The 23,949-nt window shown below is 71.8% G+C and carries 22 protein-coding genes; 9 read left to right on the top strand and 13 right to left on the bottom strand.

Annotated features, from left to right (window positions below; all coding sequences use genetic code 11):
* Positions 1-35 precede the first annotated feature (35 nt).
* Positions 36-1,160: a polysaccharide deacetylase family protein gene (locus C2142_RS02940; RefSeq protein ID WP_148640934.1), complete on the top strand. Its 1,125-nt coding sequence runs from the start codon at positions 36-38 to the stop codon at positions 1,158-1,160.
* Positions 1,161-1,179: 19 nt separating this feature from the next.
* Positions 1,180-2,304 carry a GNAT family N-acetyltransferase gene (locus C2142_RS02945; RefSeq protein WP_148640935.1) on the top strand — a complete coding sequence of 375 codons (1,125 nt, stop codon included), beginning with the start codon at positions 1,180-1,182 and terminating at the stop codon, positions 2,302-2,304.
* 12 nt (positions 2,305-2,316) lie between these two features.
* Here C2142_RS02945 and C2142_RS02950 read toward each other — a convergent pair whose 3' ends face one another.
* The 7 genes from C2142_RS02950 to C2142_RS02980 all read right to left on the bottom strand — a co-directional run bounded on the left by C2142_RS02950 (position 2,317) and on the right by C2142_RS02980 (position 11,736).
* Positions 2,317-2,979, bottom strand: coding sequence for an aminoglycoside phosphotransferase family protein (locus C2142_RS02950; protein ID WP_148640936.1), 663 nt, complete (start codon positions 2,977-2,979; stop codon positions 2,317-2,319).
* A gap of 92 nt (positions 2,980-3,071) precedes the next feature.
* Positions 3,072-3,746 (bottom strand): hypothetical protein, encoded by a 675-nt coding sequence (locus tag C2142_RS02955; RefSeq protein ID WP_148640937.1) that lies wholly within the window; start codon positions 3,744-3,746, stop codon positions 3,072-3,074.
* A gap of 97 nt (positions 3,747-3,843) precedes the next feature.
* The gene (locus C2142_RS02960) at positions 3,844-4,977 is read right to left on the bottom strand and encodes an aminotransferase class I/II-fold pyridoxal phosphate-dependent enzyme (RefSeq protein WP_148640938.1); all 1,134 of its coding nucleotides are present in this window, start codon (positions 4,975-4,977) and stop codon (positions 3,844-3,846) included.
* Entirely contained in the window at positions 4,974-5,729 is a 756-nt protein-coding gene (locus tag C2142_RS02965; protein ID WP_148640939.1) for a PAS domain-containing protein, read from the bottom strand. Before C2142_RS02965 ends, C2142_RS02960 begins: the two co-directional genes overlap by 4 nt.
* Before the next feature lie 84 nt (positions 5,730-5,813).
* A complete protein-coding gene (locus C2142_RS02970) occupies positions 5,814-7,472 on the bottom strand; it encodes a beta-propeller fold lactonase family protein (RefSeq protein ID WP_162002392.1) in 1,659 nt (552 codons plus the stop codon).
* A gap of 177 nt (positions 7,473-7,649) precedes the next feature.
* On the bottom strand, positions 7,650-9,428 hold the full coding sequence (locus tag C2142_RS02975) for a hypothetical protein (RefSeq protein WP_148640941.1): 1,779 nt from the start codon (positions 9,426-9,428) through the stop codon (positions 7,650-7,652).
* A 298-nt stretch (positions 9,429-9,726) separates the two neighbouring features.
* A complete protein-coding gene (locus C2142_RS02980) occupies positions 9,727-11,736 on the bottom strand; it encodes a hypothetical protein (RefSeq protein WP_148640942.1) in 2,010 nt (669 codons plus the stop codon).
* A gap of 360 nt (positions 11,737-12,096) precedes the next feature.
* Here C2142_RS02980 and C2142_RS02985 point away from each other — a divergent pair, with 360 nt between their 5' ends.
* The 4 genes from C2142_RS02985 to C2142_RS03000 all read left to right on the top strand — a co-directional run bounded on the left by C2142_RS02985 (position 12,097) and on the right by C2142_RS03000 (position 15,900).
* Entirely contained in the window at positions 12,097-13,746 is a 1,650-nt protein-coding gene (locus tag C2142_RS02985; RefSeq protein WP_148640943.1) for an FAD-dependent monooxygenase, read from the top strand.
* 164 nt (positions 13,747-13,910) lie between these two features.
* A complete protein-coding gene (locus C2142_RS02990) occupies positions 13,911-14,765 on the top strand; it encodes a hypothetical protein (protein WP_148640944.1) in 855 nt (284 codons plus the stop codon).
* Complete coding sequence (locus C2142_RS02995; RefSeq protein ID WP_148640945.1) at positions 14,749-14,988, top strand: hypothetical protein; 240 nt, start codon at positions 14,749-14,751, stop codon at positions 14,986-14,988. The genes C2142_RS02990 and C2142_RS02995 overlap by 17 nt, the downstream gene beginning before the upstream one ends.
* A 450-nt stretch (positions 14,989-15,438) precedes the next feature.
* The gene (locus C2142_RS03000) at positions 15,439-15,900 is read left to right on the top strand and encodes a hypothetical protein (RefSeq protein WP_148640946.1); all 462 of its coding nucleotides are present in this window, start codon (positions 15,439-15,441) and stop codon (positions 15,898-15,900) included.
* 62 nt (positions 15,901-15,962) lie between these two features.
* Here C2142_RS03000 and C2142_RS03005 read toward each other — a convergent pair whose 3' ends face one another.
* Together C2142_RS03005 and C2142_RS03010 are read right to left on the bottom strand one after the other, a co-directional pair.
* Positions 15,963-16,169, bottom strand: a complete 207-nt coding sequence (locus C2142_RS03005) for a DUF397 domain-containing protein (protein WP_148640947.1) — start codon at positions 16,167-16,169, stop codon at positions 15,963-15,965.
* Complete coding sequence (locus tag C2142_RS03010; protein ID WP_148640948.1) at positions 16,159-16,992, bottom strand: helix-turn-helix transcriptional regulator; 834 nt, start codon at positions 16,990-16,992, stop codon at positions 16,159-16,161. The genes C2142_RS03005 and C2142_RS03010 overlap by 11 nt, the downstream gene beginning before the upstream one ends.
* 125 nt (positions 16,993-17,117) lie before the next feature.
* Here C2142_RS03010 and C2142_RS03015 point away from each other — a divergent pair, with 125 nt between their 5' ends.
* From C2142_RS03015 to C2142_RS03025, 3 genes are all read left to right on the top strand, one after another.
* Positions 17,118-17,321, top strand: a complete 204-nt coding sequence (locus C2142_RS03015; protein ID WP_148640949.1) for a hypothetical protein — start codon at positions 17,118-17,120, stop codon at positions 17,319-17,321.
* 288 nt (positions 17,322-17,609) lie between these two features.
* A complete protein-coding gene (locus tag C2142_RS03020; protein WP_162002393.1) occupies positions 17,610-18,098 on the top strand; it encodes an NUDIX domain-containing protein in 489 nt (162 codons plus the stop codon).
* Between the two features lie 307 nt (positions 18,099-18,405).
* Positions 18,406-20,400: a hypothetical protein gene (locus tag C2142_RS03025; RefSeq protein WP_148640951.1), complete on the top strand. Its 1,995-nt coding sequence runs from the start codon at positions 18,406-18,408 to the stop codon at positions 20,398-20,400.
* A gap of 169 nt (positions 20,401-20,569) precedes the next feature.
* Here the strand turns inward: C2142_RS03025 and C2142_RS03030 are convergent, their stop codons facing one another.
* From C2142_RS03030 to C2142_RS03045, 4 genes are read right to left on the bottom strand one after another with little or no spacing between them, the layout of a single operon-like run.
* Positions 20,570-20,881 carry a hypothetical protein gene (locus tag C2142_RS03030; RefSeq protein WP_148640952.1) on the bottom strand — a complete coding sequence of 104 codons (312 nt, stop codon included), beginning with the start codon at positions 20,879-20,881 and terminating at the stop codon, positions 20,570-20,572.
* A complete protein-coding gene (locus C2142_RS03035) occupies positions 20,878-21,468 on the bottom strand; it encodes a type VII secretion system-associated protein (protein WP_162002394.1) in 591 nt (196 codons plus the stop codon). The genes C2142_RS03030 and C2142_RS03035 overlap by 4 nt, the downstream gene beginning before the upstream one ends.
* Positions 21,469-21,523: 55 nt before the next feature.
* A complete protein-coding gene (locus tag C2142_RS03040; protein WP_148640954.1) occupies positions 21,524-23,308 on the bottom strand; it encodes a putative T7SS-secreted protein in 1,785 nt (594 codons plus the stop codon).
* Positions 23,308-23,868, bottom strand: a complete 561-nt coding sequence (locus C2142_RS03045; RefSeq protein ID WP_148640955.1) for a hypothetical protein — start codon at positions 23,866-23,868, stop codon at positions 23,308-23,310. Before C2142_RS03045 ends, C2142_RS03040 begins: the two co-directional genes overlap by 1 nt.
* Between the last annotated feature and the right edge of the window lie 81 nt (positions 23,869-23,949).

Consider the following 23,949-nt stretch of genomic DNA (forward strand, 5'->3'; position numbering starts at 1 on the left):
GGCGACACCTACGGGGACGGAGGGGGAGCGTGTCGATGCCCGAGGGGACCACGCGTTCGGCCGGGGCCGGCGTCGGCCCGAGCACCAGCACCAGCACCAGCACCAGCACCAGCACCAGCACCAGCACCAGCACCAGCACCAGCGAACCGGAAGCCGACACGGCCGGCCCGGACGGCCCTGGCGGCCCGGTCCGCACCGCGGCCGACGTCGCCCCGGTCGCCGCACCACCGCGCGGGCGGCTGGCCAGTCGGCGCAGCACCGTCGACGCCGTCCTGCGCCGCTCCCCCGCACAGCCGCTGTTCCGGCTCGCCGCCACCCGCCGGCTCGCCGTCCTCGCCTACCACGGCATCGACGACCCCCCGACGTTCGCGCTCCAGATGGACCGCCTCGTCCGGGTCGCCCGTCCGGTCTCGCTGGCCCGGGTGGAGCAGGCCGTCACCTCCGGACGGCCGCTGCCGCACCGCAGCGTGCTGGTCACCTTCGACGACGGCCACCGCACCGTGCTCACCCAGGGCCTGCCCGTCCTCGCCCGCCTCGGCGTCCCGGCGGCCGCCTTCGTGGTCACCGAACTCATCGACGGCGACCAGCCGTTCTGGTGGTCCGAGGCCGCCTTCCTGGCGGCCCACGGCGGCACCGCCCGCGCACTGGCCGGCACGGCACCCGGCGAGGTGGTGCGCAGCATGAAGCGGCTTCCCGACACCGACCGCCGGACCGCCCTCGCCGAACTGCGCGAGAGCGCCCGCGCCGGCGCCCCCCGCCAGGAACAGCTCACCCGGCACGACCTGTTGACGCTGCGCCGGTCCGGAATCGCGATCGGCAACCACACCGTCGGCCACCCCTGCCTCGACCACTGCGACGACGACACCGTCCGGGACGAGATCACCCGCGCCCACCGCGACCTGACCGGCTGGCTCGAAGGTGAGGAACCCACCGCCTTCGCCTACCCGAACGGCAACGTCGACCACCGCGCCGACCCCGTGCTGCGCCGTCTCGGCTACCGCACCGGCTTCCTGTTCGACCACCGGCACGACCGGCTGCTGCCGCGCCGGCCGCTGCGGATCAGCCGTCTTCGGGTGAACTCCACCACCGGCCGGGACAGGTTCGACACCATTCTCTCCGGGCTCCATCCGGCCGTGCACCGGCTGCGCGGCGGGGCCTGACGAGCGCTGGGGGTTCTGGATGGCACCTGCCGAAACCACGGAGACCGCGCCCGGGAGCGGGGCGGCGACCCGGGCCACCGCGCCCGTCCGGTACCGGACCGCCGCACTGCCGGCGGATGTGCTGGACGGCTGGCGGCAGTTGGCGGCCGCCGATCCCGGCGGCTCCTGGTTCACCACGCCCGAGTGGGCGCTCGCCTGGTGGGAGACGCTCGGCGCCGGGCAGGGCGCCGGTGAGATCACGGTCTGGCGCGAGCCGGACGGGCGGGTCTCGGCCGTCGTCCCGCTGCTGCGTACCCGGCGCCGCCTGCACCCGCGCGCACCGCTGGCCGTCCCCTGCCTGACCGTGCTCGGCTCCGGTCCCGGCGCCGCCGACCATTGCGGCTTCACCGCCGCGCCGGAGCGCCGCGCCGAGGTCGCCGGCTGGCTCGCACGGCGGGCACGCCGCACGACACTGCTGCTCGGCGACCTCGACCCCGCCCAGCACGGACTGCTGCCGCCCGGCGCGGTGGAGACCGGCCGCACCCCGTGCCCGCGCGCCGACCTCGCGGCGGGCCCGGACGCGCTCGGCTCCCGCCAGTTCCGCGCCGACCTGCGCCGCTACGGCCGCAAGCTCGCCGCCGAGGGGATCACCTTCCGCTGGGTGGCTCCGGCCGTCGGCGAGGGCGAACTCGCCGAGCGGACCGAGCTGTTGCACACCGTGATCCGGCTGCACGGCGAGCGGCGCGCCGCCCTCGGCCTGCCGACCACCTTCGACACGGCCCGCGCGCCGCTGCACCTGCGGCTGATCGAACGCGCCGCCGCCACCGGGCGCGGCGAGGGCCCGGCCTTCCTGGTCGCCGAGCGGGCCGACGCGGTGGCCGGCGTGCTCTACGGATTCCGGTGGCGGGACACCTTCGCCTACTACCAGATCGGCTGGGACCAGAGCTGGGCGCCGCTGCGGCTCGGCACCGCGGTGATCGCCGAGGCGATCCGGGCCGCCGCCGACCAGGGCCTGGCCACCTTCGACTTCCTGCGCGGCACCGAGCCGTACAAGTACCGGTTCGACGCCGTGGACCGCGAGGACGTCTCCTGGCTGGTGCCGCGCGGGCTGTCCGGCGCACTGCTCGGCCTCAAGTACCGGGCGAAGGCCGCGCGCCGGGGCTGAGCAGCGGGTGCGTCAGGAACCGGCCGTCCCGGCGACCAGGGCCACCGCCTCGTCGAGCCTGCCGACCTCGTCCGGACTGAGCGTCGGGTTGGCGGCCCGCCGCGTCCTGGCCTCCGCGAGGTGTTCCTCCCCGATGCCGTCGAGATGCCGCAGCAGCGAGGAGAGCACGGCCCGGGCCACCACGGAGACGGCGGGCACGGTGACGGCGGCCTGCGCCAGGATCAGCGCGGCCATCGCCGAGTCCAGGCCGGGCGGTCCCTCCTCGGCGGTGGCCCAGTCGATCACCATCGGTCCCGCCGGTGTCAGCACGACGTTCTCGGGATGGAAGTCCAGGTGCAGGACCCGGTGCCCGGGGTCTGCGGAGAGGCGTGCCGGGATCGCGTGCAGACGCCGCAGCAGCTCCGCCATCATCCCGCCCGCCCGTTCGGCCGTGATCGCGCCGCTGACCAGGGCCTCCACCATCGTCGTCCCGGAGAGCCGCTGCATCACCAGCTCACCGGCGGCCGGCCCCGGCCAGACCGCGGGAACCGGAAAGCCGCGCTCCGCCAGGTACGCCATCACGTCGGCCTCACCCGTGGCGTCCTCACCGCCCCGATAACGACGCAGCACCCGGCCGTCGTCCAGCGCGAACACGTCCGCCGTCCGGCCCGCTCCCACCAACTCGCCGATCCTCATGGCGGAGAACCTAGTTGGGGCGGGCCGGGTGGTGCCAGATCAGCGCCCTGTCGAGCAGCGCCCACGCACGTGCTCGGCTGCCGGGAAAGCCGCTAGCGACCCCATCCCCGGGAACCGGTCGGCCGGTGGTCTGCGGTCTCGGAGCCAGCCGTCTCGGAGCCGGCGGTCGCAGGGCCGGCGGTCGCAGGGCCGGCGGTCTCGGGGCCGGAGCTGGTGCGGATCGACTGCGTCGCCGCCGGCACGCCCGTCCCGCTGCCTGTCCCGCTGCCCGTCCTGCTACCCGTCGGCGCCCTCATCGGGGCTCGGGCGGGGACTCCCGGTGACGCCGGTACGCCGCCCGGGACGGCCCCCGCCACCACTGCACGTGCAGGGGCACCCTCGGCGGCGCCCGTCCTGGCGGCGCCCGCGCCGGCGGCGTCCGGCCTGGAGTCGGCAGCCTCCAGCGAGACCAGCCGCAGCACGAAGTTGGGGTGTTCCGGATGGCCGCCGGTCCAGTCGGCGTCCTTGCTGCGGATCACCCGGGTGCGGGCCCCGGAGCCGAGGCTCTGCACCGGGCCGGGCAGCACCCGGACGTTGGGCCACCAGCGCCCGTCCCAGCTGTGCTCCAGCTCCAGCTCCCACTCGTCGTCCTCGCGGACGTCCAGGGACTCCCCCACACGCCCCGCGAGGATGCTGGTGCCGTACGAGGCCCGGACCACCGCCCGCTGTTCGAAGGCGGCGTCCTTGCCGATGACCGTGATCCGCCACGGCCCGTCCATCCGCAGCACGGCCGCCCTCCCGAGGTCCTCCGGTGCGCGGGGCCACCCGGCCCCGTACCTCCCTCAACGGGCCGGTGGAGCCGTTCGGTTCACCCGGTGGGGACGGTCAGCGGCGGCCCTTCAGCCAGCCGGCGAAGGCGTCGAGCGCAGGCTCCGTGCCGAGGCGGCCGAGGCCGATCCGGAACCGGTCGGTGGGCGTGGGGGTGAGCTCGGACCGGTAGATGCTCGCGGGCAGCAGCAGGACGCCGGCCTCCTCGACCAGTCGGGTGCAGAACTCCTCCACCCCGTCCGGGCCGAGGTAGCGGGGGTAGGCGACGCAGCCGCCGTCCGGGGCCCGCCACTCGAAGAGGTCGGCGAACTCGGCGAAGAACGCGTCGAAGAGCGGCAGGTTGGCGGCGATGACCGCCCGGTTCCGGGCCAGGATCGACTCCCGGTTGCCGAGCGCGATCCGGGCCAGGATCTCGCTGGGCGCGGAGTTGCAGATCGTGGTGTAGTGCTTGGCGCGCTCCAGACGGCTGCGCAACTCCCGGTCGCGGCAGGCGATCCAGCCGATCCGCAGGCCCGGCAGGCCGAGCGACTTGGAGGTCGCGTCGAGGGAGAGGGCGCGCTCGGAGAGGTCGGCGGCCTGCGGCAGTGTGCGGGCCGGGTCGCGCTCCAGGCCGCGGTAGACCTCGTCACTGAAGAGGTGGATGCCGCGCTCGTCGCAGATTCGGGCGAGCCGGCGGAAGTCGGCGGCGTCGATCACCTTGCCGGTGGGATTGTTGGGAAAGTTGACGGAGACCACCCGGGTGTTGGGGCGCAGCGCGGCGGTCAGCTCGTCCAGGTCGAGCGCCCAGTCCCGGCCGGCGTCCAGGGCGACGCCGGTGACCTCGCAGAGGGAGAGCGGAACGGTCTCCGCGGACTGGTAGTTGGGGGTCACGACGACGGCGTGGTCGGCGGGGCCGAGCAGCACCTGCATGGCGAGGTTGAGCGCCTCCTGCGCGCCGCCGAAGCAGACCACGTCGTCGGCGTCGACGTGCTCGTACAGGCCGGCGACGGCCTGCCGCAGCGCCGGGTCGCCGAAGGTCTCGGTGTAGCCGAGGGTGAGTGTCTCCCAGGCGTGCCGGTCCTCGGGGCCCGCCAGGGCGAGCAGTTCGGACATCGCCATGGTCTGCGCGTCGGAGGCGGTGAGGTGGTGGCGGGCGGTGAACTCCCAGCGGGAGAAGTGGGTTTCCAGCCGGAAGTCGGGGAGCTGGGTCATCTTTCGTTCCTCTGTGGTGCGTCGGCCGCCGGCCCGGCCTCGGGTCCGGCGTGGCTCTCGGGTCCGGTGTCGGTGCCGATGTCGGTGCCGGTACCGGTTTCGAGGCCGGTTTCGGTGCCGGTGTCGGTCTCGGCCCTGAGGTCGGCGAGCAGGGCGTACACGGTGGAGCGCGACACCCTGAGCGCGGTGGCGACGGCCGGTACGGCGCGGCGCACGGCGAGCACCCCGGCCCGGTCGAGTTCGCGCAGTACGGCGAGCCGGTCCTCCCGGCCGAGGCGCTCCGGCGGCCGGCCGTGGGCACGGACGTAGCCGCCGATGACGTCGTTCATCCGCTCGGTCCAGTCGTGCTCGAAGAGCGGTTCGGGTCGTGGCGCGGTGGGGGCGGCGAAGCCGGCCAGCAGGGCGGCGGCGTGTTCGAGCGGTCCGCGGTCGAGGTTGACGCAGAGCACCGCCGAGGGCCGCCCGTCGGTGTCGCGCAGGATGGCACTGACCGAGGAGAGCCGCCGCCCGTCGGGGAGCAGCTTCTCGTAGGGCCCGTAGACGTCGGGCGCGGTCGGCGCCAGCCCGTCGAGCTCGCCGAGCAGGGACGGGTCTCCGGGGGCCCGGCTGCTCATCGGGTTCCAGAGCGCGAGCACCTCGTCCCGGGCGACGTCGTGCAGCACCACCTCGGCGTACGGGCCGAGCAGCAGCGCCACCGCCTGGCAGACGGGCGACCAGGTCCGGACGCGCGGGTCGGGGGTCTCGGCAGTCATATCTGGACTGTACGTCCAACCTGGACGTTCCGTCCAGCGATTCACGCGGTGCGCCCCCGCCGGACGGGGCGGGGGCACACGAGCTCAGCTGCAGCTGATCAGCAGCGCGAGGGTGGCGGAGCAGGTGCGGGACGCACGGTCATTGGCCGGCACCGGGTCGACGGGCGCACTCGCGGTGCGCGCGGCGGTGACGGTGAAGGTCCGGCCGAGGTTGAGCAGGCCGACCTGCAACGAGAGGTGGCGGGTCGTGGTGGCCCCGACGGCGAGCGGCGTGGCGAGGGTGCAGGTCAGCTTGCCGGCCACGACGGTGCAGTCGGTGGAGGAGGCGGTGAACCCGCCGGGCAGGTCGGCGCTGACGGTGGCCGAGTCCACCCTGCCGGGACCCTGGTTGGTGAGGGTGAGCGTGTAGTCGACCCGGCCGGAGAGCAGCCCGCCCACCGGGGTGGCGCCGAGCGAGACGGCGAGGTCCGCGGTGGGTGCGGTGTAGGTGAAGCGGTCGGCGGGGCTCGTCGCGCTGGTCCCGCCCGGGGTGGTGACCCGGACGTCGACGGCGCCGGCGGCGGAGGCCGCGGGCGCGGTGGCGGTGCAGCCGGTCGCGGTGCAGGAGAACGTGGTGGCGTTCCCGGCGGCGCCGAAGCTCACCGCGGTGGCACCGGCCAGGTCGGTCCCGGTGAGGGTGACGACCGTGCCGCCGGCCTGCGGCCCGGACGCCGGGCTGATCCCGGTGACCACCGGCACCGGCAGCGGGAAGCCGAGAACGGTCACGGTGTTGCCGGTGAAGTCTGCCAGGTACCCGCGCCGGCCGTCGGGCGTCAGCGCAAGGGTGTACGGGCTGGCGCCGACCGGCACCGTCGCGGTCACCGTCCGGTCGGCGGTGGCGATCACGCTCAGCGTGTCGTCGGCGTAGTTGGACGCGTACGCGTGGCGGCCGTCGGGTGAGAGGGCGACGGCGAACGGGTTGGCGCCCACCGTCGCGCTGCCGACGACGCTGCCGGCCGCCGTATCCAGCACGCTCACCGTGTTGTCGCCGCCGTTGGCGCTCCAGAGGCGGGAGCCGTCGGCGCTGAGCGCCAGGCCGAACACGCCGTGCCCGACCGGGACGGTGGCGCTCACGGTGTTGGTCGCGGTGTCGATGACGTCCACCGCCTGGGCGGCCGAGGCGGCGACGTAGACGTGCGCGCCGTCGGGGGCGACGGCCATCCCGTGCGGCTCTGCGCCGACCGGGACGGTGGCGGTGACGGTGTTGGCCGCCGTGTCCAACACGCTCACCGTGTTGTCGCCCGGGTTGCTGACGTAGGCGTGCGCGCCGTCGGGCGCGACCACGACCCCGAAGGCCCCCGCACCGACCTGGACGGTGGCGGCGACGGTGTTGGCCGCCGTGTCCAACACGCTCACCGTACCGTCGAGGTGGTGGGTCAGGTAGGCGTGCCGCCCGTCCGGCGCCCAGGCGACGGCGTACGAGCCGGTACCGGCCGTGAAGGTGCCGGTCACCGCGCCGGTGGCGGGGTCCAGCACGGTGACGACTCCGCTGCTCTGGCTGGTCACGTACGCCCGGCTCGCGTCCGGGGCCAGCGCGACGCCCGCCGGGTAGGCCGCGACCGGGACGGTGCCGGTGACGGCGGGCGGCGGCGCGACCGGCGCCGCCGCCACCGCGGTGGCGGGCTGGGACAACAGCGCGGCCGTGGCCGCACCGGTGGCAACCACGGCCGTCCAGGAGCGGCGCGGGGAACGTCGTATTCTCACGGAGGTCTTCTCCAGACTCGTCAGGCCATCGGGAACGCGCTTCGGGAACGCGGCGGCCCCGGCGCCTGCCGGGGCCGCACGAAGCGTAGGAGACCGGTTGACTGACCGACATGGCTTGATCGGGATTGTCGCCAAGTGTTCAGAACCGTTCGCCGGCCGGGCCGGCCCCCGAGGCCGTCACGGCGATGCGGAGACCGATACGGACACGGACGCCGACGCCGATGCAGACGCCGACGCGGAGACGGATCCGGACGCGGTGGCCGATCCGGACGCGGCCGGCGTGCCGCTCCCGGACGGCGAACCGGTCCCGGACGGCGTGCCGGTCCCCGATGCCGAACCGGTCCCGGACGAGGCCGGTGAGGGCGAGGGTGACGCCGGCTTCGGCGCGACCTGGAGGCCGATCACGTGCCCGTCGGCCGTGAGGAAGTACTGCAGACCCGCGTAGCCGGGCGTCACCAGGATCCCCTGGGTCATCTTCGGCAGCTGGCTCGACCGGGCCAGCTCGGCGCCGCTCCCGGCGTCGCGCCACACCACCTGCTCGGTGCTGTACGTCTTGAGCCCCTGGAAGAACTTCACCGGGATGTCCGTCCCGATCAGGACGCGCTGGTCCTTGGGCCCGAGCAGGGTCGTGAAGCTGAGCGTCGTCTGGTCCTGGGACCAGGCCACCGACAGGGCGCCGTTGGCCAGGTCGATCCCGGCGAGCTTGCCCGCCCCCGCGTCCATCGCGTAGACGCGGTTGTTCTCCGGGTCCACCGAGACCATCGACGGGATGAAGCTCTGCTTGGCGCCGCTGTTGGCGAACGGCTGGACCGTCGCCACCTTGGTCGAGTCGGCCTGGGACACCGCGACGACGCTCATCGGGGTCGGGGTCGGCTTCCCGCCGTTGGTCATGGCGACCACGTAGTCGTTGATGACGGCCATCGCGGACGCCGCCGTCTGGCCGTTCTGGAGGTAGGACACCGGCCCCCAGGTCGGGTCGGGGGCGAACGCGCCGTTCGGGTAGGAGTACCGGTAGAGCTTGGTGGCGCCCGGGAGGTAGATCTGCCCGGTGCCGTTGAAGACGGTCGTGGTGATCCGGCCACCCATCATCTCGGGCAGCGTCACCTGGGAGAGCACCCGGAGGCTCTTCGGGTCGATCGCCACCAGGATGGAGGGCGGCACGGCCGTCGGGTCGGGGCAGTCGAGGAAGGCGCTGAACCCCTGCTCGGTGCAGCCGGGCTGGCGGTTCACGGTCTTGGCCACGATCGTGCCGTCGGGCAGCGCGTCGTAGCCGTTGTAGGCGGTGTCGCGCGGCGCCGACTGCCCCGTGGGCAACGTGGTCTGCGCCAGGACGTTCCCGTTCGCGGGGTCGATCCTGGCGATGTGGTAGCCGTAGATCACCACCAGACTGCCGTCCGCGAGGGTGTTCAGGACGCCGGGGTAGTTCCACTCGTCGGTCGCGTTGGTGTTGATGAGCACCCGCCGCCAGACCTCGTTGAAGGTGCCGGGCTCCACCCGCGAAACGAACGAGCCGGACGCCGCCGGATTGTCGCCGTAGCCGCCGCCGTAGACGTAGAGCTCGTTCGGACCGCGGTCCACGATGTTGTACGGCGTGACGTAGACCTGGTCCGAACTGTGGGCGAACACCTGGTTGTTCGACTGTGCGCCCGGGAAGTGCGCGCATGCGTAGAGGTGCGTCCGGTTCGAGTCGTGCACCTCGAACGCGGCGATGGTCGGGAACCACGGGGCGTTTCCCTCGGCGGCGGCGCACGACTGCTCGCCCGCGACGAGGGACGGGGTCCCGACCAGCGGACCGTTGGCGGCCGTCTCGTCGGCGGGCGGCGAGGAGGTCGCCCGCGGGCCGTTCCCGCCCTTGCCGGAGTCCGAACCGGAGCACCCGGAGAGCCCGACGAGCACGGCCATCACCACGGCCGCCATCACGGCCGTCAAACGGAGAACGGACAACCGGGTCGTCATCGGCGGCTCCTCAGCACGCTCGCGGCGGCGGTGTGCGGGACCGGCCGCCACCTGATCGACGGTCAGACTGTCAGCGCCCCGGCGACCGGCCATGGCTGGCACGCCGAACACTGCGCCCAACACGCCGACGGTCACCCAGGTGGGCGGTCCGCGTGGCCCTCGCCGGGCCGCCCGCGGCCGGAGCGACCGTCACGGGGCCCGGCGAGGGAACGGCCGTCGCGGGGAGGCTCGTCGCCGGGAGGCCGGTCTCACGGAGGCCCGTCACCCGGAGACCCGTCGCAGGGCAGCCGTCGCGGGGTCACGGCTGCTGCGGCGGGCCGATCAGCGGGGCGCAGACCGGGGCGGCGAGGCCGACGAACACGACCAGTTCCCGGCCGCCCGGGTTGGTCTGCAGCGGGACGGTCTGCCAGTTGTTGGCGAGCCAGACGTTGCCCGAGGGGTCGATCTGCACGGCGGTGTTCCGGGACAGGCCGTCGAAGGTGTAGCCGGTGTCGGGCGGCGAGATCGGCTGCCCGGTCCGGTGCCCGGGCGGGCAGGCGGAGAGCCGGGTGCCGCAGAGCCTGGCGACCCGGTGGCCGCCGAAGTTGGCGACCCAGACGGTGTCGTCACCGTCAACGGCGATGCCCCACGGCAGGAAGAGCCCGTCGTTGACGAACGGCTGGTCGGGGGTGGTCCCGTCCGGGCCGACCACGGTCACCGAGGCACCCGGCACCCGCTGCGTCACGTCCCGGACGGCGTCGGCCAGGCCGGTCGGGGTGCCGTCCTCGCACGGGAGCGGGACGACACCGCTGTTGGCCACCCAGGCGTTGCCCCGGCTGTCGGTGGCGACGCCCAGCGGGTTCCTGATGCCGCCGCCGGTGACGGTGCGGACCGGCTCGCCCTCCGGTGACAGTTGCAGGACGCTGTCGCTGCCGTTGCCCGTCACCCACACCTGGCCGTTCCCGTCGACGACGAGGTCGAAGGGCTTGACCAGGGCGCCGTCCGGCGGCGCGATCCGGCGCGCGGCCTGCGGGTCGCCGTGCGGCAGGACGGTGACGCTCCGGCCGCCGCAGTCGGCGATCCAGATGCTGCCGTCCCGGTCCGAGACCGTGCCCTGCGGCTGGACGATGCCACCGGAACGCCAGCCCTCCGCGGGGGACTTGGCCGCGCCGTCGGGGCCGAACTGCGAGACGCTGCGGTACAGCCTGCTCGGATCGAGCGGGCACCCGGAGCCCTGGAAACCGAAGTTGCCGACCCAGACGTCCCCCTTCGGATCGAGCGTGATGCCGTAGCCCGCGCCGTAGAGGCCGCCGCCCCGGTAGGGCGCGCCCGGCACGTCCTCGCCGGTCGGCGAGAGCCGCAGCACGCTCCGGCTTCCGCAGACGGAGGTCCGGGGGTCCGCGGCGTACTGGTAGTTGTTGGTGACCCAGGCGTTGCCGTCCGCGTCGAAGGCGATGTTGCCCGGACCGTTGATCTCGTGGCCGTTGCCGGTGTACCGCAGCGCCAGCGTCCAGGCGTCGGGGGCGGCGGGCAGCGCCGGCCGGTAGAGCGACCGCACCGCGGCCAGGGCGAACAGCTCGCCGACGTGCTCGCCGGGCCCGTGGGCGATCGCGACGGCGGCCTCGAAGGTGTTGGCCGGCTCCGGCTGCCCGGGCTGCCCGGCCAACCGGAACAGCTCCGCGCAGGTCTGCCCGTCCACGCAGCCGGCCAGGATGTCGGCCAGCGTGTTGAAGGCGGGCAGCGTGGACGTCTCCGCCCCGTTGGGTGCGGTCGCGAGCACCCGGGCGACGCCCCCGTCGGCGACGTCGGCGAGGTTGTGCGAGATCGCGGCGGCGTTCTGCAACCCCGGGTAGCCGCCGGAGATGCCCCCCGGGCCGGCGAACCGGGCCAGCGCGTAGGCCGCCGCCACCGTCGTCCGCTCGTTGACCACCACCTCGTCGACCCGGGCGGCGTTGACCGCCGCCACGCCCGCGTGCTCGCGCGCGGAGCCGAGCACGGCGGCCAGTCCGACCGGACCACCACGGCCGCGTTCGGCGAACAGGTACAGCACCGCCCGGGGGTCGGCCGGCCGGTGGTAGCCGAGGTGGAAGCGGCCCGCACCGTCGGTCCGGCCCCGGGCGAGGGCCTCTGCCGGCGCGCCCGGACGGTCACCCGCCCGGTACAGCGTCACCTCGGCCGCCCCGATCGGGGTGTCCCCGCTGCGGACGACGCCCTGTTGGACGTCCGGGCCGGTGCCCGGCACGTGGTCGGCCGAGGCGGTCCAGGTCGTGGTGACCGTGAGGGCCAGGAGAGTGGCTGCGAGCGGTAGCAGGCTCCTGCGTCGGCGCATGGGACGGCTCCGGTGGGGACGGTGGCGGAGGAGGGCTCGGACTGCCGGCAGGTCGACGGACCCGGCCGGACAGCAGCGCCAAGGTGGCACGCGGACCCGCCCACGCGGTTCACGACGGGTGCCGGACCGTCCGAGTCGCACCCATCGGGTGAGGGCGTACCGCCTCCTGGGCCCGGGCCGCGCGGCCACCGCCCGCGCGCGCGTGCGCCCGTGCGCCCGGGCGCCCGGGGGGACTCCCGGTGCGGCGGCCCCTACCGGTGGCGGCCCCGAGAGGTGGCGGCCCCGAGCAGGTCGGGCGCAGCCTGGGAGGAGGCCGTCGCGCACGTCCGGGAAGCGGTCGGACACCGTCGAGGAGCAGCCATGGACGAGATCGACGTACTGGTCGTGGGCGCGGGCCCGGTGGGCCTGACCGCGGCCGCCGAGCTGCGCCGCCATGGGGTCGGCTGCCGGATCGTGGACAGGCTGGCCGCTCCGCAGCACTTCGCCAAGGCCGTCGGGGTGCAGCCGCGCACGATGGAGCTGTGGGACCTGATGGGCCTGGTGCGCGCGGCGCTCGACGAGGCCGTCCCGATGCGCGGCCAGCTCCTCTTCGCCGACGGGCGGCCCGGCCCGCGGATCGACCTGGTCCTGCCGACCGACATCCCCTACGGCTTCGCCGCGCTGCCGCAGTACACGACGGAACGCCTGCTCACCGACCACCTCGCCGGGTACGGCACCCGGGTCGAGCGCGGCACCGAACTGCTCTCCGTCCAGCAGGACGCGGACGGCGTCCGGGCGGTGCTCGGCACCGCGTCCGGACCACAGGAGGTGCGCGCACGGTACGTGATCGGCTGCGACGGCGCGCACAGCCTGGTCCGGAAGGCGGCCGGCCTGCGGTTCGAGGGCGACGCCTTCCCCGAGCAGTACATGCTCGGCGACGTCGAAGTCGACTGGGACCTCCCGGACGGGTACGGCGTCCGGGCGATGCACCACGACGCCGAAGGCCGGGTGGACGACGTGCTGGTCTGCATCCCGCTCCCGGGGCGAGGGCGGTACCGGATGTCGATGACGGTGCCGGACGAACTCTCCACCGACGGCGGCCCGGCGGGAGGCGCCTCCGAGGACGGCGTCGCGCACGGGTTGGAGGGCGGCCGGGCACCCGAGCTGCGGCACATCCAGGCCGTACTCGACCGGCTGTCGCCCCGGCAGCCGGTGCACGCCTCGGCGCTGCGCTGGTCGTCCACCTTCCGGATCAGCCACCGCCTGGTGAACAGCTACCGCGCGGGCCGGCTCTTCCTCGCCGGCGACGCCGCCCACATCCACCCGCCGACCGGGGCCCAGGGTATGAACACGGGTATCCAGGACGCCTTCAACCTGGCCTGGAAGCTGGCGCTCGCCGTGCGGGGCACCGGCACGGCCGGGCTGCTCGACAGTTACGACGCCGAGCGGCGTCCGGTCGGCGAGGAGGTCGTAGGCCGGACGGTGCGGCACGCGCGGGAAGGCGTCCCCACCGACACCGGGGACCTCGACGCCGTGCTGCGGCGCGAGGCCCAGCTGCTGGTCGGGTATCCGGACAGTCCGCTGGTCGAGCCGGCCGCCGGTGCGCCGGACGGGCCCGGGCCGCACGGGCCCGGGCCGGGCGAGCGGGCGCCGGACTGCCGGGGGCTGGAACGGGAGCTCGCGAACTACCCCGTCCGCCTCTTCGACCTGCTGCGCGGCCCGCGCCACACGCTCCTGTTCCACCTCGGTTCCGGAACCCCCGACGAGCACGTGACCACCTGCACGGTGGCCGCCCTGTCCGCCGCCCACGGACTGCTGGACGTGTACGCGGTGCTCGCCCCGGACGCGCCGTCGCCGCAGTGGCGCCTGCCGTCCGTGCGGGACGGCGCCGGCGGGTTCGCCGCGGCGTACGCGACCCGCCCCGGCGAGGCCTTCCTCGTCCGCCCCGACGGCTACCTCGCCGGCCGCTTCCACCCGCCCACTCCGGAGGGGGTGGTGGACGCCCTGCGCCGGACGTTCAGGGTGGGGTGAGGAGGCAGGGCCTGGCCACACCGCGCTGATACTGACCATCCGTCACATCACTGTTGTCGGAAGGCGGGAGACGGATTGCAGTTCTGTCTCCGTCCCTTCAAAGGTCTCGCCCGTTGGCGGATCCGCCGTCACTGTGGACGGCGAGCCGACATCTGGGGGGAACAATGAGCGACGGACTCGACCTGGCCGCAACGGCGGTCGGAATCATCTCGGCCGCGGCGGGCAGCGCCGCGGCCGGCATCGGAACCGCCGCCGGGCGGCTGGTCACCGACCTCGTACGCTCCAGACTCCAGTCCGTCCCGGACGGCCCGGACGCCGTGACCGCCGTCGAGGACAATCCCCAGGACCCGTCCGCCCAGGCACGTCTGACCGACGTCCTTGCCCAGGCACTGGCCGCCGACCCGGACTTCCGCGCCGCCCTCGCGCAGAACGTCTCCCTCTCCCGAACGGTGCCGCCACCACCGCCGCCCGGCAGCATCAACATCGGCGCGGGCGCCACGGTGAAGAACAGCAACTTCGCCTTGCGCGACGTCGTGGTCAACCACATCCGCCACACCAACAACAGCACCCTGGCCATCTACGCGATCGGCCTGGTCGTGCTGCTCGCGCTCGCGGCCTACGGTGGCGCGAACCTCCTCGCCGACACCGATTCCCCCTCTCCCGGCCGCGCGGCGGCGTCACAGGGCCAGGCGGCCTCACCGCCGACCGCGGCAGACCCGGGGCAACCAAGTGCGACGACTGCTCCGAGCCCCCCGCACGGCGCCGCCACGCTCGCCGATCCCGCACTGGGCCATCCTGCCGGACCAGGCCGCCATGCCACCGGGGTGGACGCTCGACGGCGCCGCGCACGTCGATCCCAGCTGCCCCGGGTGCGTGGCCGGGGTCAGGTACACCGGGCCGGCTTCGCTCTCGTTCGCGGTCAGCTCCTACAGCAGCACCGCCAAGGCGAAGGAGGACTTCGAGGCCCACGGGTTCGGAGCGGCCCCCAACATCCAGCTGGACATGCCCGGCGTCGGTGACCAGCGCGTCGGGACCAGGGGCTTCTCGCTCACTCAGGTCCCGGGCAGCGTCATCACGGTGGTGCGCGTGGGCTCCCTTGAGCTGACCGTGCAGGCGTTCAAGAGCTCCTCCCCCGCCGATGACGACGATGTCGCGACCGTCGAGGCCGTCACCCGGATGTTCGCCGAGCGGGCCCGGCAGGCGCAGAACGGCCAGACGCCGACCGCGCGGACCCAGCAGTAGGAACCGCCTGACGGCGTTTCAGTGTCAGTCCCTGCGAGCACAATGAAGTACGCCGCCGACGTGGGGACGTCCTGGCGCGGCTGATCCCGTATCTCGCGAACTCGTCGCGTGCGGCTCGCGGAGGCCGATCGGCCACACTTTACGGCGCACCTCGCGCGGCACGAAACGGGGGGAGCACTCGGATGAGCCTCAACAACTTCATCGGCTTCGTTGTCATCGTTGGAATCGTCGTGGTCGGCTTCAAAATCGTCGGTTGGATCGTGGGCGGGGACGACGCGAGCAGGCAGTCGCGCTACAAGAGCGGAAGCGGGGACAGCAGCGGAGGCGGGGACGGGGGCGCCGGCGGCGGAGGTTGTGGCGGCGGAGGCCACGGGGGCTGCGGAGGCGGGGGCGGATGTGGCGGAGGCTGCGGCGGGGGTTGCGGGGGCGGCAGCTGAGGAGGGACACAACGTGCTCGCACGACAATTCGCACGACGCATCGACCGCGTACAGGCGGCGGTCGACGCGCTCGAACTCCCCGACGCCGTCTACAAGACGTGCCCGTTCAAGCCGCGGGAGCTGGTCGCGACCGGGCTGCGGCAGTGGCTGCGGTGCTGCGGAGCGGCGATGCTGGACCGGCAGATCATCGGCATGCCCTCGTTCGCCGTGGACGAGGCGTGGCACGGGCTGATCCTGTGCACCGAGCGCTACGCGGCCTTCTGCGAGGCCGCCTACGGCCGGTTCCTGCATCACCACCCCCAGGGCGGCGAGCTGCCCGGGAGCGCGAAGCAGGCGGGGTCGATGCACGAACAGTTGCACCGGACCGAGGTGGCCTGGTCGTTCGTGGCCCGCCCCGGGGAGAAGTGCGTCCTGTGGGACCTGGACGTGCAGGTGGGCGTACCCGAGCCGTGGGGCGCCGGCGCGCACGGATAGCCACGCGAAGGGGCCCCCGACCACTCAAGATGGCGGTCGGGGGCCTCGCGATGACTGGCCGGTCAGAGCGAGCCGAACTCCCCGGCCCGGACCGCGGTGACGAATGACTGCCAGGCACCGGCGGGGAAGACCAGCGCCGGGCCCTCGGGATCCTTGGAGTCACGGACGGGGACAGCTCCACTGAATCCATCCGCAACCTCAATGCACCCGCCCCCTCCGTTGCTGTAGGAGCTCTTGCGCCACTTGGCGCCCAACAGGTCAACGTGCATGGCGTTCGAGTTCCTTCCGTACCGCACGGATCATGGCCAGGCTGTCCGCCCTGGAAAGCGCGTCCACCTGGAGCCGATCGTACTTTCCAGCCCATCCGGCGACCGTCTCGGCATCCTGCTCCAGGTAGCCTCGCTGGAGCGTCTCCGTGTATCCGACCATCGTCCGATTGGGCAGGGTGAGGAGCGTCACCGGATGTGACAACGGGCGATCCTCGGCAAGAGCGTACGGGGCTACCTGAATGACGATGTTCGGCCGACAGGACAAGAACTCAAGGTGAGAGAGCTGTTTAGCCATGACAGTTGAGCCGCCGATCGGACGCAGCAGCACTCCCTCATCCACGACGGCATGGATGGCCGGCGTCCGGTCAAGCAACCTCTGCCGCGCGGACAAGAGATTCAACCGCTCATCAGCTTGCACCCGGGTGGCTTCACCTCTCCGCACGATGGCGGCCTCGTAGGCAGCGGAGTAGTCATGGTCCTGCAGGATGCCGGGGACCATGCCAGTCTCGAACAGTCGCACAGCGATGGCTTCGCGCTCTTTGGCGGTGTACTCGGGGAAGCCTGGGATCAGAGCGCCGTTCTTCCAGCTCCACCAGAGCAGCTCAAGCGATCCGCCGGCAGCCAAGACCTCTTCGGCTCGCTGAACAAACTTTAAGCTCGGAGCCTGCTTTGCCGTCTCCACATTGGAGATGTAGACGCTGGAGTACCGGACCAGCGCGCCAAATTCGACTTGCGTCAACTCCTTGTCCTGCCGTGACCTGCGAAGCTGTACGGCAAAAGCCGCGAGCGGAGATGACGTTGGATCAAGTGTCCGACGATTCATGACCGTTCCAACTTAAAGTCGGGTGAACTAGAGAGTTGAAATGCTTCCGATGGTAGCCCCACCCACGCCACCATGAACACAGGTCGTAACGGCCTCACTCCACACCGCTACCCCCTGGAGCCACCATGTCCAGCTGCCCCCGCATGCCCATCTCCACGCCCAAGGTCGGCGAGATCGTCCGCGACCTCGCCCACCGGACCGCCGACGGGGAGCCCACCGAGGGCGCCTACATGGAAACCCTCGCCGGCCTCGCCTACCTCCGGCCCGCCGGCGGCGGCTGCGAGTGGACCACCAAGCCCGAACACGTCCAGCGGCTCGACCACCCCTGAGACCTCACCGCCCAGCACCCCGGCAGGCCCCACGCGCACGACGTCGTGTAAACCCAACTCCCGTCATCCTGGCGGGAATCACTGCCGCGACAGGCCCCTCGGCCCACGCCTCCTGAACTTCGGCCTGCACCTCACCACGTGCGTCATCGACGGCCTTCCCGTCCCCTTCACCCCCCCTGCCGGCAGCAACCACATCCGACTGATCAGCACCCCCGACCCCCGACCGGCTCGCGGCCCCGCGCGAGCCGGGCGGGCGACCACACCCAAACGCCCTCACTGGAGCCCGACTTGCTGCATTCGCTCCCCGACATCCTCACCAACCCGCCCCGCCGTCGGCTCACCCATCAGGCCCTCGTCCTCAACTCCGACGGCGCCGTCCTCCTCCTCGAAACCACCCACTGCAACGGCCACACCCTCCCCGGCGGCAGCGCCGAACGCAACGAACTCCCCCACCTCGCCGCCCGCCGCCACACCGAGACCCAGACCGGCCTCGTCCTCCCCCTGCGCACCCTCCTCGCCGCCGACCACACCGACGAACAACTCCTCCCCGAGGCTGTCCACTTCGTCTACTGGGGCGGCCGCCTCACCCGCGCCCAGGAGACCACCCTCACCCGCCACCGACCGCCCCACCACGTCCTCGGCCTGCACTGGGTCCCCGACACCCGCCTCGCCGACGTCATGACCACCGGCCACCACCGCCGCGTCACCCAGGCCCTCACCGCCCTCGCCCGCGGCGCCCACCTCCCCTTCCTCCTCCGCGGCATCCCCGCCGAATAGGGCCTGTTGTGAACGTGGATCGCGCCTCGTGGAAGCGGATCCTGGTCGCGGCGGTCAACGAGTGGTTGCGACTACGCTGTCCGGATGCAGCCACTGGTGCTGTTCGACCTCGACGGCACGCTTCTTGATCGCGATGCCGCGTTCGCTGTCTGAGTCCGGGAGTTCGTCAGCGACCGCATCGCCCTGGTCTGGGCGACGGCGGCTACACCGGCTGGCTGGTCGCCTTCGCCGCCGCCGTCCTCACACGAATCACCCCTGCTGGGCCCGTAGGATCAGGACTGTCAGGCGGGCAAGTGGGGGGACTGTGATGGACACGACCGAGCGGTGGATACCGCCGCTGAGTGCCGGCCGCCGTCCGGCTGGGCAAGCACTGATGGCCCTGCTGGAAGACCCTCGGGCGCCCCGGGTATGCCAGGTATCCGGCCCCTGCGGCATCGGTAAGACCCATCTGCTCACCTGGCTGGCCACCGCCTGCTCTGACCCTGCTACGCCGCACCGGCAACGGCCCGATATGGCGGTGTCGTTGGCCGGAACGACCGTCGACAGTGCAACGTGGACCATCGCCGCCGGACTGGGCCTTTCTGCACGCACGGCCAAGGAGCTCGTTGCCGAGTTGCGTGCAGCGGGCCGCCCTCGGCTCCTGTTCCTGTGGGATCTCAACCGGTCGGTCGAGCCGGAAGCGGTGGCAAGCCTCTTGCTGGGCCCGCTCTTGGACGTGCCCGGCATCCGGGCGGTCATCGAGTCGGCCTGTGATGTGCCTGTGGTTGGGCAGTCGGCGGTGCTGGCGTTGGATGAGCCCCGGTGGACGGAGGTCGGGCGCTTCGCGTCCTGGTACGACCGGCAACGCACAGGCTCTCCTTTCAACGCTGAACAGGTGTATCCGAATCCTGGTCTCGCGCTACTCGCGGCCAAGGTCCCGGCCGAGGCCGCCGTGTCGGCGGACGACCCGGACGTTCCCGCGACCTGGTGGGCCTCGGTGCCGGGCGAGGTACGTCCGGCCATGGGCGCGCTGGCGGCCGCGGTCCGGCCGCTCACCCTGCAAGAGTGGTCCGTCCTGGCCGATCCCGAAGTCGTCGAGCACGCCGCGGATCTGCTGCCTCCGGATTCCCCTGCCGGCGACACTTGGTGGCTGCCCCCGGGTCCGCTCCGGCAGATCGTGACAGCCGGCACCGATCCGGTCGACCTGACCAGTGTCGCCCGGGCCCTTGCTGCGACCGTCCCCCGCGCGGCCGACCGCACTCCGGATCTCCTGAACGCGGACTCCGATCGACTCGGCCTTCTCCTGGGCCAGTGCGTTCGGGCCGAGATGGCACAGCAACTCCTCGAAGATCCCCTCTTTACCGCCTGCGCAGACCCACTCGCCACCGCGGCGGCCTTCGACTCCCGCACCGAAAACCATCTTTACGCTGCGTGGCATGCGGCCGGCCCCGCCTTGCTGGGAGAGAGCGATACCGCCACGCGAGCCGAGATCCTGAGGGTCCGCCTGCTGGACGGCCGTACAGACCACGGCCTTCCGCCCGTGCCTGGTGCGCCCTGGCATGCCGAGTGGTCCTGCTGGCCGATGCAGGAGCACGCCCCGCTGGTCGCAGCCGCCCTCGGCCGAGGCTCGTTCGACGGGCGGATCCTGGCAGCGGATGCGACCGGCAACGTCCAACTGATCGACCTGGCCTCGGGGCGACTTCTCGATCGCAAGGTGCTTGTCGGGCCGGAAGGCATGACGGCGCTCACCTGTTACCCCGACGGGACGGTTACCGCGATCGGCCACGACGGCGAGATGCATCTACTCGCAGGTGATCTGCGGCTCCCGCCCCCCGCGATCGGCCGCCCGACGGCCCTGGCACACCTGCCGGCGATCGGCGACGACACCGGAACGGTGCACTGGTTCGGACCCGAGGGAACCAGCGCGGAGCGCCTCCATCAGGGGCCGGTCACCGCCCTCAGCGCCACGCTGCTGCCCAGGGCCGGCGACGCCGCCAGATCCCCGCTCCTCGTCAGCGGAAGCATCGACGGACGCGTACGCGCCTGGCGGCCAGGCTTGCCGGCCATGGAGCGCGTAGTAACAGAGCACGGTCACCGGGTGACTGCGGTAAGCGTGGCCATGGGTTCTGCAGGCCTTTTCCTGGCCACAGCGTGGGCCGACGGCTTGTTGCGCTTCGGCCCGGTCGACCCGGCCGGCCACGCGGTCGAGGTCGCTCTCGGGACAGCCGTCCACGCCCTCCTGATCGCCGACCCGAACCACGTCGTCTGCCTCTTCCCGGAGGGGCTCACCCGGCTCAGCCTCTCACCTGCCGATCCGATGTGAGAACCGGCCGTAGGCCAGGCGCAACAGTCTCGTTTCTGCGAGTGCTCCTGGACCGGCGACACCGGCGGCATCATGGCTCGATGCCGCCGGCATGTGGCTCGAATGCGTGACAAGTTCCTGTTGAAGTAGATCGCCTACCCGAAAGGTAACCCTCGACTGCAGGTCGATCTCAGCCCCCATACCGGTCCGCATACGCGTCGGCGTACAGCGAGGCGGGGAATTCGGGATGTGTCACCCATGCAGAGATGCTCTCGATGACGACGGCCCATGAGCGCGCTGCCTCATCGAATTCACCCTTCTTCAAGGCGATCGAGGTTCGTGCGAGTCTCCTGTCCACAAGTTGAGACCATGCCTCAAATGCCGTAGCAATGTCCGGATCGCATGATGCGAGCTTGGCGCGACTGCGCCGCTGGCGGGTGATGACGAACTCCCGCGCTGCGTCGTACTGCTCCTTGGTCGGAATGCCTTTGGGTGTAGTCATTTCCATCCCTCGTCGCTCGTTTCCGGACTTGCGGCAATCGCCTGATAGAGATCCTCGAACGGAATGGTTACGGTCACCCGACTTCCAGGGTTTATTCGCAGATCCACACCCCCCGGGATTTTTGCCAGGACACGCACCGGCATCGGTACGGCGCCGGGCCAGTCTTGCGGGAGATAGTCGGGCGAGGTGCAACCCTCCAGAACTCCTCGGTCGTTCTCTCCCGAAATCACGAAGGGCCTCTGCCGCTCCGGAGTGGAATATACGAGGATCTCCGCTCTCAGAAGCTCGTCCAGAAAAACCTGCTCACTGCAGTACCCGGTGGCTGTCAACTGGAGCTTGTTCTCCAGGTCGTTGACCGGAGGGGTCAGCCCGAGTGCCATGGGTGAGGGCTTGTAATTCGGGTTGTGCATGAACCGCACAACATTCCCTGTCTGATCGATCTGCCAGGCCCCCACCACGCCATGCGCGGGCACCTCTCCCTCAGGATCGAAACCCGGATCTATCGAATAGAGCCACTGGCCCGGCCGCTGCTTCGCTGCTGCACGCATGGAGTTGGTCAGTTCAGGCTCCCGGCGTCCAGCCGTCATCTTGATCCTGTCCTTTCGGGCTTTTGCTGTCTCGAATCTTCCACAATGCCCGGCCCTAGGGTGCGTGACTGCCCGAATTTCTTCCCAGCTCCGGCCTGTAGTACGGATTCTCAACATAGCGGACCGGCACGCCGTCCTTCATCTCCCAGGCGCCCTTGATGTTCTCGACACGCACTCCGCCCGGAAATACGACTTCACGCTCTTCTTCGTAAGGGGTGTGCTTCCCCAGGGTGGCGTTGACGTCGATACCACCCTCTGCATCGATATCATAGCGCCAGGGCTTTGAGCCACCAACCTCGGCCAGCGGATCTCGCGTCGTGCCGACGAATATCGAGTTCTCGTTCTTGTTCGCATAAGTGTAGAGATTGTTGAAATCTTCGACCCAGGGTTTAAATCCGGTATCTGGCTTGAAGATCTCGTCCGGCGCCCTGCGCTCGAAGCGGAAAAGGTCCTCGTCCGTGGTCCGCCACTTTGGAGCGTGCTCCATGCCGCTGAGATCGACATTCTTGTTGGCCGCCGACTTCAAAGGGTCGGTCGGCCATGCGCTGACGCTCTGGTCTTCAAGCTCCAAAAGCTTCCGAAGCTCTTCCGGAAGACCTGCTCTTTCGGCTTCCTTTGCCGCCTTCTCCGCAGCCTCCTTGGCAGCCTTGTCCGCCGCTTCCTGAGCTGCCTTGGCGGCGGCCTGCTCGGCGGCTTCATTCGCCGCCTTCTCCGCGGCCTTCTTGGCGGCGTTCTCGGCGACGGCGGCGGCTTCGCGTTCGGCGAGGGTGGCGGCGGTGCCACCGCCTCCGGTGCCGGCGCCGATGAGGAAGTTGCCGACGAGTTTGCCGCTCGCCTCGGACGGGTCGTTGCCCCAGCCGCTGCCGACCAGGCCCTTGAGGAGGTCGACGGGGTGGTCGCCGGCCTGGATCAGGCCGGCGGTGGTGGTGGACAGGCCGTCGAGGTACTGGGCCGGGTGGGACAGGTTGTACGGGTCCATCGGGTTCAGCGAGCGGCCGAGCTTGATCATGTCGGTACCGCTCTTGACCAGACCGCCGTAGAAATGCTCGTACGCCACCGGGACGCCCATCAGGCCGTCCTTGACGTCGGCCTTGAGGATCTGCATCTTGCTCGGCATGGCGGGCGCCGCCGCGACCGCGGCGCCGATCGCCCCGGCGGCGGTGCGTGCGGCGGAGTCCCGCTGGGCGCGGGCCGCGTCCAGCTTCTCCGCGGCGTGCTGGAAGTCCGCCTCGGCCGGGTTCTTGAAGTCGACCGGCCGGTCGTGGACCATCGCGTCCTCGATCGCGGCCTTCGCGGCCGCGTCGGCCTTCTTCTTCGCCGCCTTCCACAACCTGGCCGCCTCCGCGGCCTCGCCCTGTGCCCAGGTGACGGTGTGCGCGTACGCCTCCAGGGCGGCGGCGGCCTTGCCGCAGGCGTCCGCGGCGGTCAGCCACTGCCTGGGCTGCGGGTCGAACGCCTTCTGGAAGGCCTCCGCGGCGGCGCCGGTCCAGTGCTCGTGGTCCAGCCTGGCCAGGCCGGTGCCGGTCTTCTCGAACGCGTCGTGGAACCTCTTCAGGTGCCCGGCGGCCTCGTTGAGCTTCTTCGCGTCCCCGTGGACCAGTTCCTTCGGGTCATCGGTCTGGTCGAGCCCGCGCTCGCCGACCTTCAGCCCGGCCCCGTCGGCGACGTCGTCGCCCCACCCGTTGACCTTCTGGGCCGCGCCGTGCAGCCCGGCCTCGTCCAGGGCGCCGCCCACCAGGTGGGAGCCCTTCTGGACGACCTTCCCGCCGGCCTTCACACCCGAGTCGACGACGGCATCGGTCGCGTCGACGAGGTCGGTGAGGCTGAAGTGCAGGCCCATCAGTGGTCACCCGCCGCGGCCTCGGCGATCTGCTGGTAGATCCCGAACGGCCCCTCCAGCTTCTCCTTGCCGACGTCCTTCCACGTCTTCCCGATGTTGTCGAAGGCCTTGTCCGCGGACTCCTGCGAGAAGTCGGGGTTGGTGAGCTGGGTGTACGGGTTGTCGCCCAGGACCGCGTCCCAGGACTTGCCCTCGATCTGCTCCTCGCTCTGGTGCGGGTTGCCGATGCCCGCCGCGACGACGTCCTTCAGCAGGCCGCTGCCGTACTTCTCCTGCTCGTGGTAGAAACCCGCCGACAGGCCGAGCTTCACGGCGATGTCGGTGCCCTCCTGCACCAGCGACCGCACCCCCCACGACCAGCGCTCGCAGAAGTCGGTGAACACCGCCTGCAGGTCCGGGTGGCCGGCCTCCATGCCGGTCAGCTCCAGCCCCGAGAACCCCCGCCCGGACTCCGCCAGACCCGCGATCCCCAGCCCCTGCAACTCGGCGATCGCCCCGTTGATGCCCTCCTCCGCCAGCTTCAGCGCCTGCGGATCAACCCCGAACCCCGAACCCGCCATTGCCCCCACCCGTCGTCGTCAGTGGCCCGTCCAGGGCCACGTCGTCCGGCACGATCCCCCGCATCGGCGGGAACAGCATCG

The sequence above is a fragment of the Streptomyces sp. CB01881 genome, from assembly GCF_002953255.1.
GTDB lineage: Bacteria > Actinomycetota > Actinomycetes > Streptomycetales > Streptomycetaceae > Kitasatospora.

Bases quoted from the DNA above. Each gene is read 5' to 3' on its own strand.
- C2142_RS02940 (WP_148640934.1), top strand. From the start codon at position 36: ATGCCCGAGGGGACCACGCGTTCGGCCGGGGCCGGCGTCGGCCCGAGC.
- C2142_RS02945 (WP_148640935.1), top strand. From the start codon at position 1,180: ATGGCACCTGCCGAAACCACGGAGACCGCGCCCGGGAGCGGGGCGGCG.
- C2142_RS02950 (WP_148640936.1), bottom strand. From the start codon at position 2,979: ATGAGGATCGGCGAGTTGGTGGGAGCGGGCCGGACGGCGGACGTGTTC.
- C2142_RS02960 (WP_148640938.1), bottom strand. From the start codon at position 4,977: ATGACCCAGCTCCCCGACTTCCGGCTGGAAACCCACTTCTCCCGCTGG.
- C2142_RS02965 (WP_148640939.1), bottom strand. From the start codon at position 5,729: ATGACTGCCGAGACCCCCGACCCGCGCGTCCGGACCTGGTCGCCCGTC.
- C2142_RS02975 (WP_148640941.1), bottom strand. From the start codon at position 9,428: ATGACGACCCGGTTGTCCGTTCTCCGTTTGACGGCCGTGATGGCGGCC.
- C2142_RS02980 (WP_148640942.1), bottom strand. From the start codon at position 11,736: ATGCGCCGACGCAGGAGCCTGCTACCGCTCGCAGCCACTCTCCTGGCC.
- C2142_RS02985 (WP_148640943.1), top strand. From the start codon at position 12,097: ATGGACGAGATCGACGTACTGGTCGTGGGCGCGGGCCCGGTGGGCCTG.
- C2142_RS02990 (WP_148640944.1), top strand. From the start codon at position 13,911: ATGAGCGACGGACTCGACCTGGCCGCAACGGCGGTCGGAATCATCTCG.
- C2142_RS02995 (WP_148640945.1), top strand. From the start codon at position 14,749: ATGCCCGGCGTCGGTGACCAGCGCGTCGGGACCAGGGGCTTCTCGCTC.
- C2142_RS03005 (WP_148640947.1), bottom strand. From the start codon at position 16,169: ATGCACGTTGACCTGTTGGGCGCCAAGTGGCGCAAGAGCTCCTACAGC.
- C2142_RS03010 (WP_148640948.1), bottom strand. From the start codon at position 16,992: ATGAATCGTCGGACACTTGATCCAACGTCATCTCCGCTCGCGGCTTTT.
- C2142_RS03015 (WP_148640949.1), top strand. From the start codon at position 17,118: ATGTCCAGCTGCCCCCGCATGCCCATCTCCACGCCCAAGGTCGGCGAG.
- C2142_RS03025 (WP_148640951.1), top strand. From the start codon at position 18,406: ATGGACACGACCGAGCGGTGGATACCGCCGCTGAGTGCCGGCCGCCGT.
- C2142_RS03030 (WP_148640952.1), bottom strand. From the start codon at position 20,881: ATGACTACACCCAAAGGCATTCCGACCAAGGAGCAGTACGACGCAGCG.
- C2142_RS03035 (WP_162002394.1), bottom strand. From the start codon at position 21,468: ATGACGGCTGGACGCCGGGAGCCTGAACTGACCAACTCCATGCGTGCA.
- C2142_RS03040 (WP_148640954.1), bottom strand. From the start codon at position 23,308: ATGGGCCTGCACTTCAGCCTCACCGACCTCGTCGACGCGACCGATGCC.
- C2142_RS03045 (WP_148640955.1), bottom strand. From the start codon at position 23,868: ATGGCGGGTTCGGGGTTCGGGGTTGATCCGCAGGCGCTGAAGCTGGCG.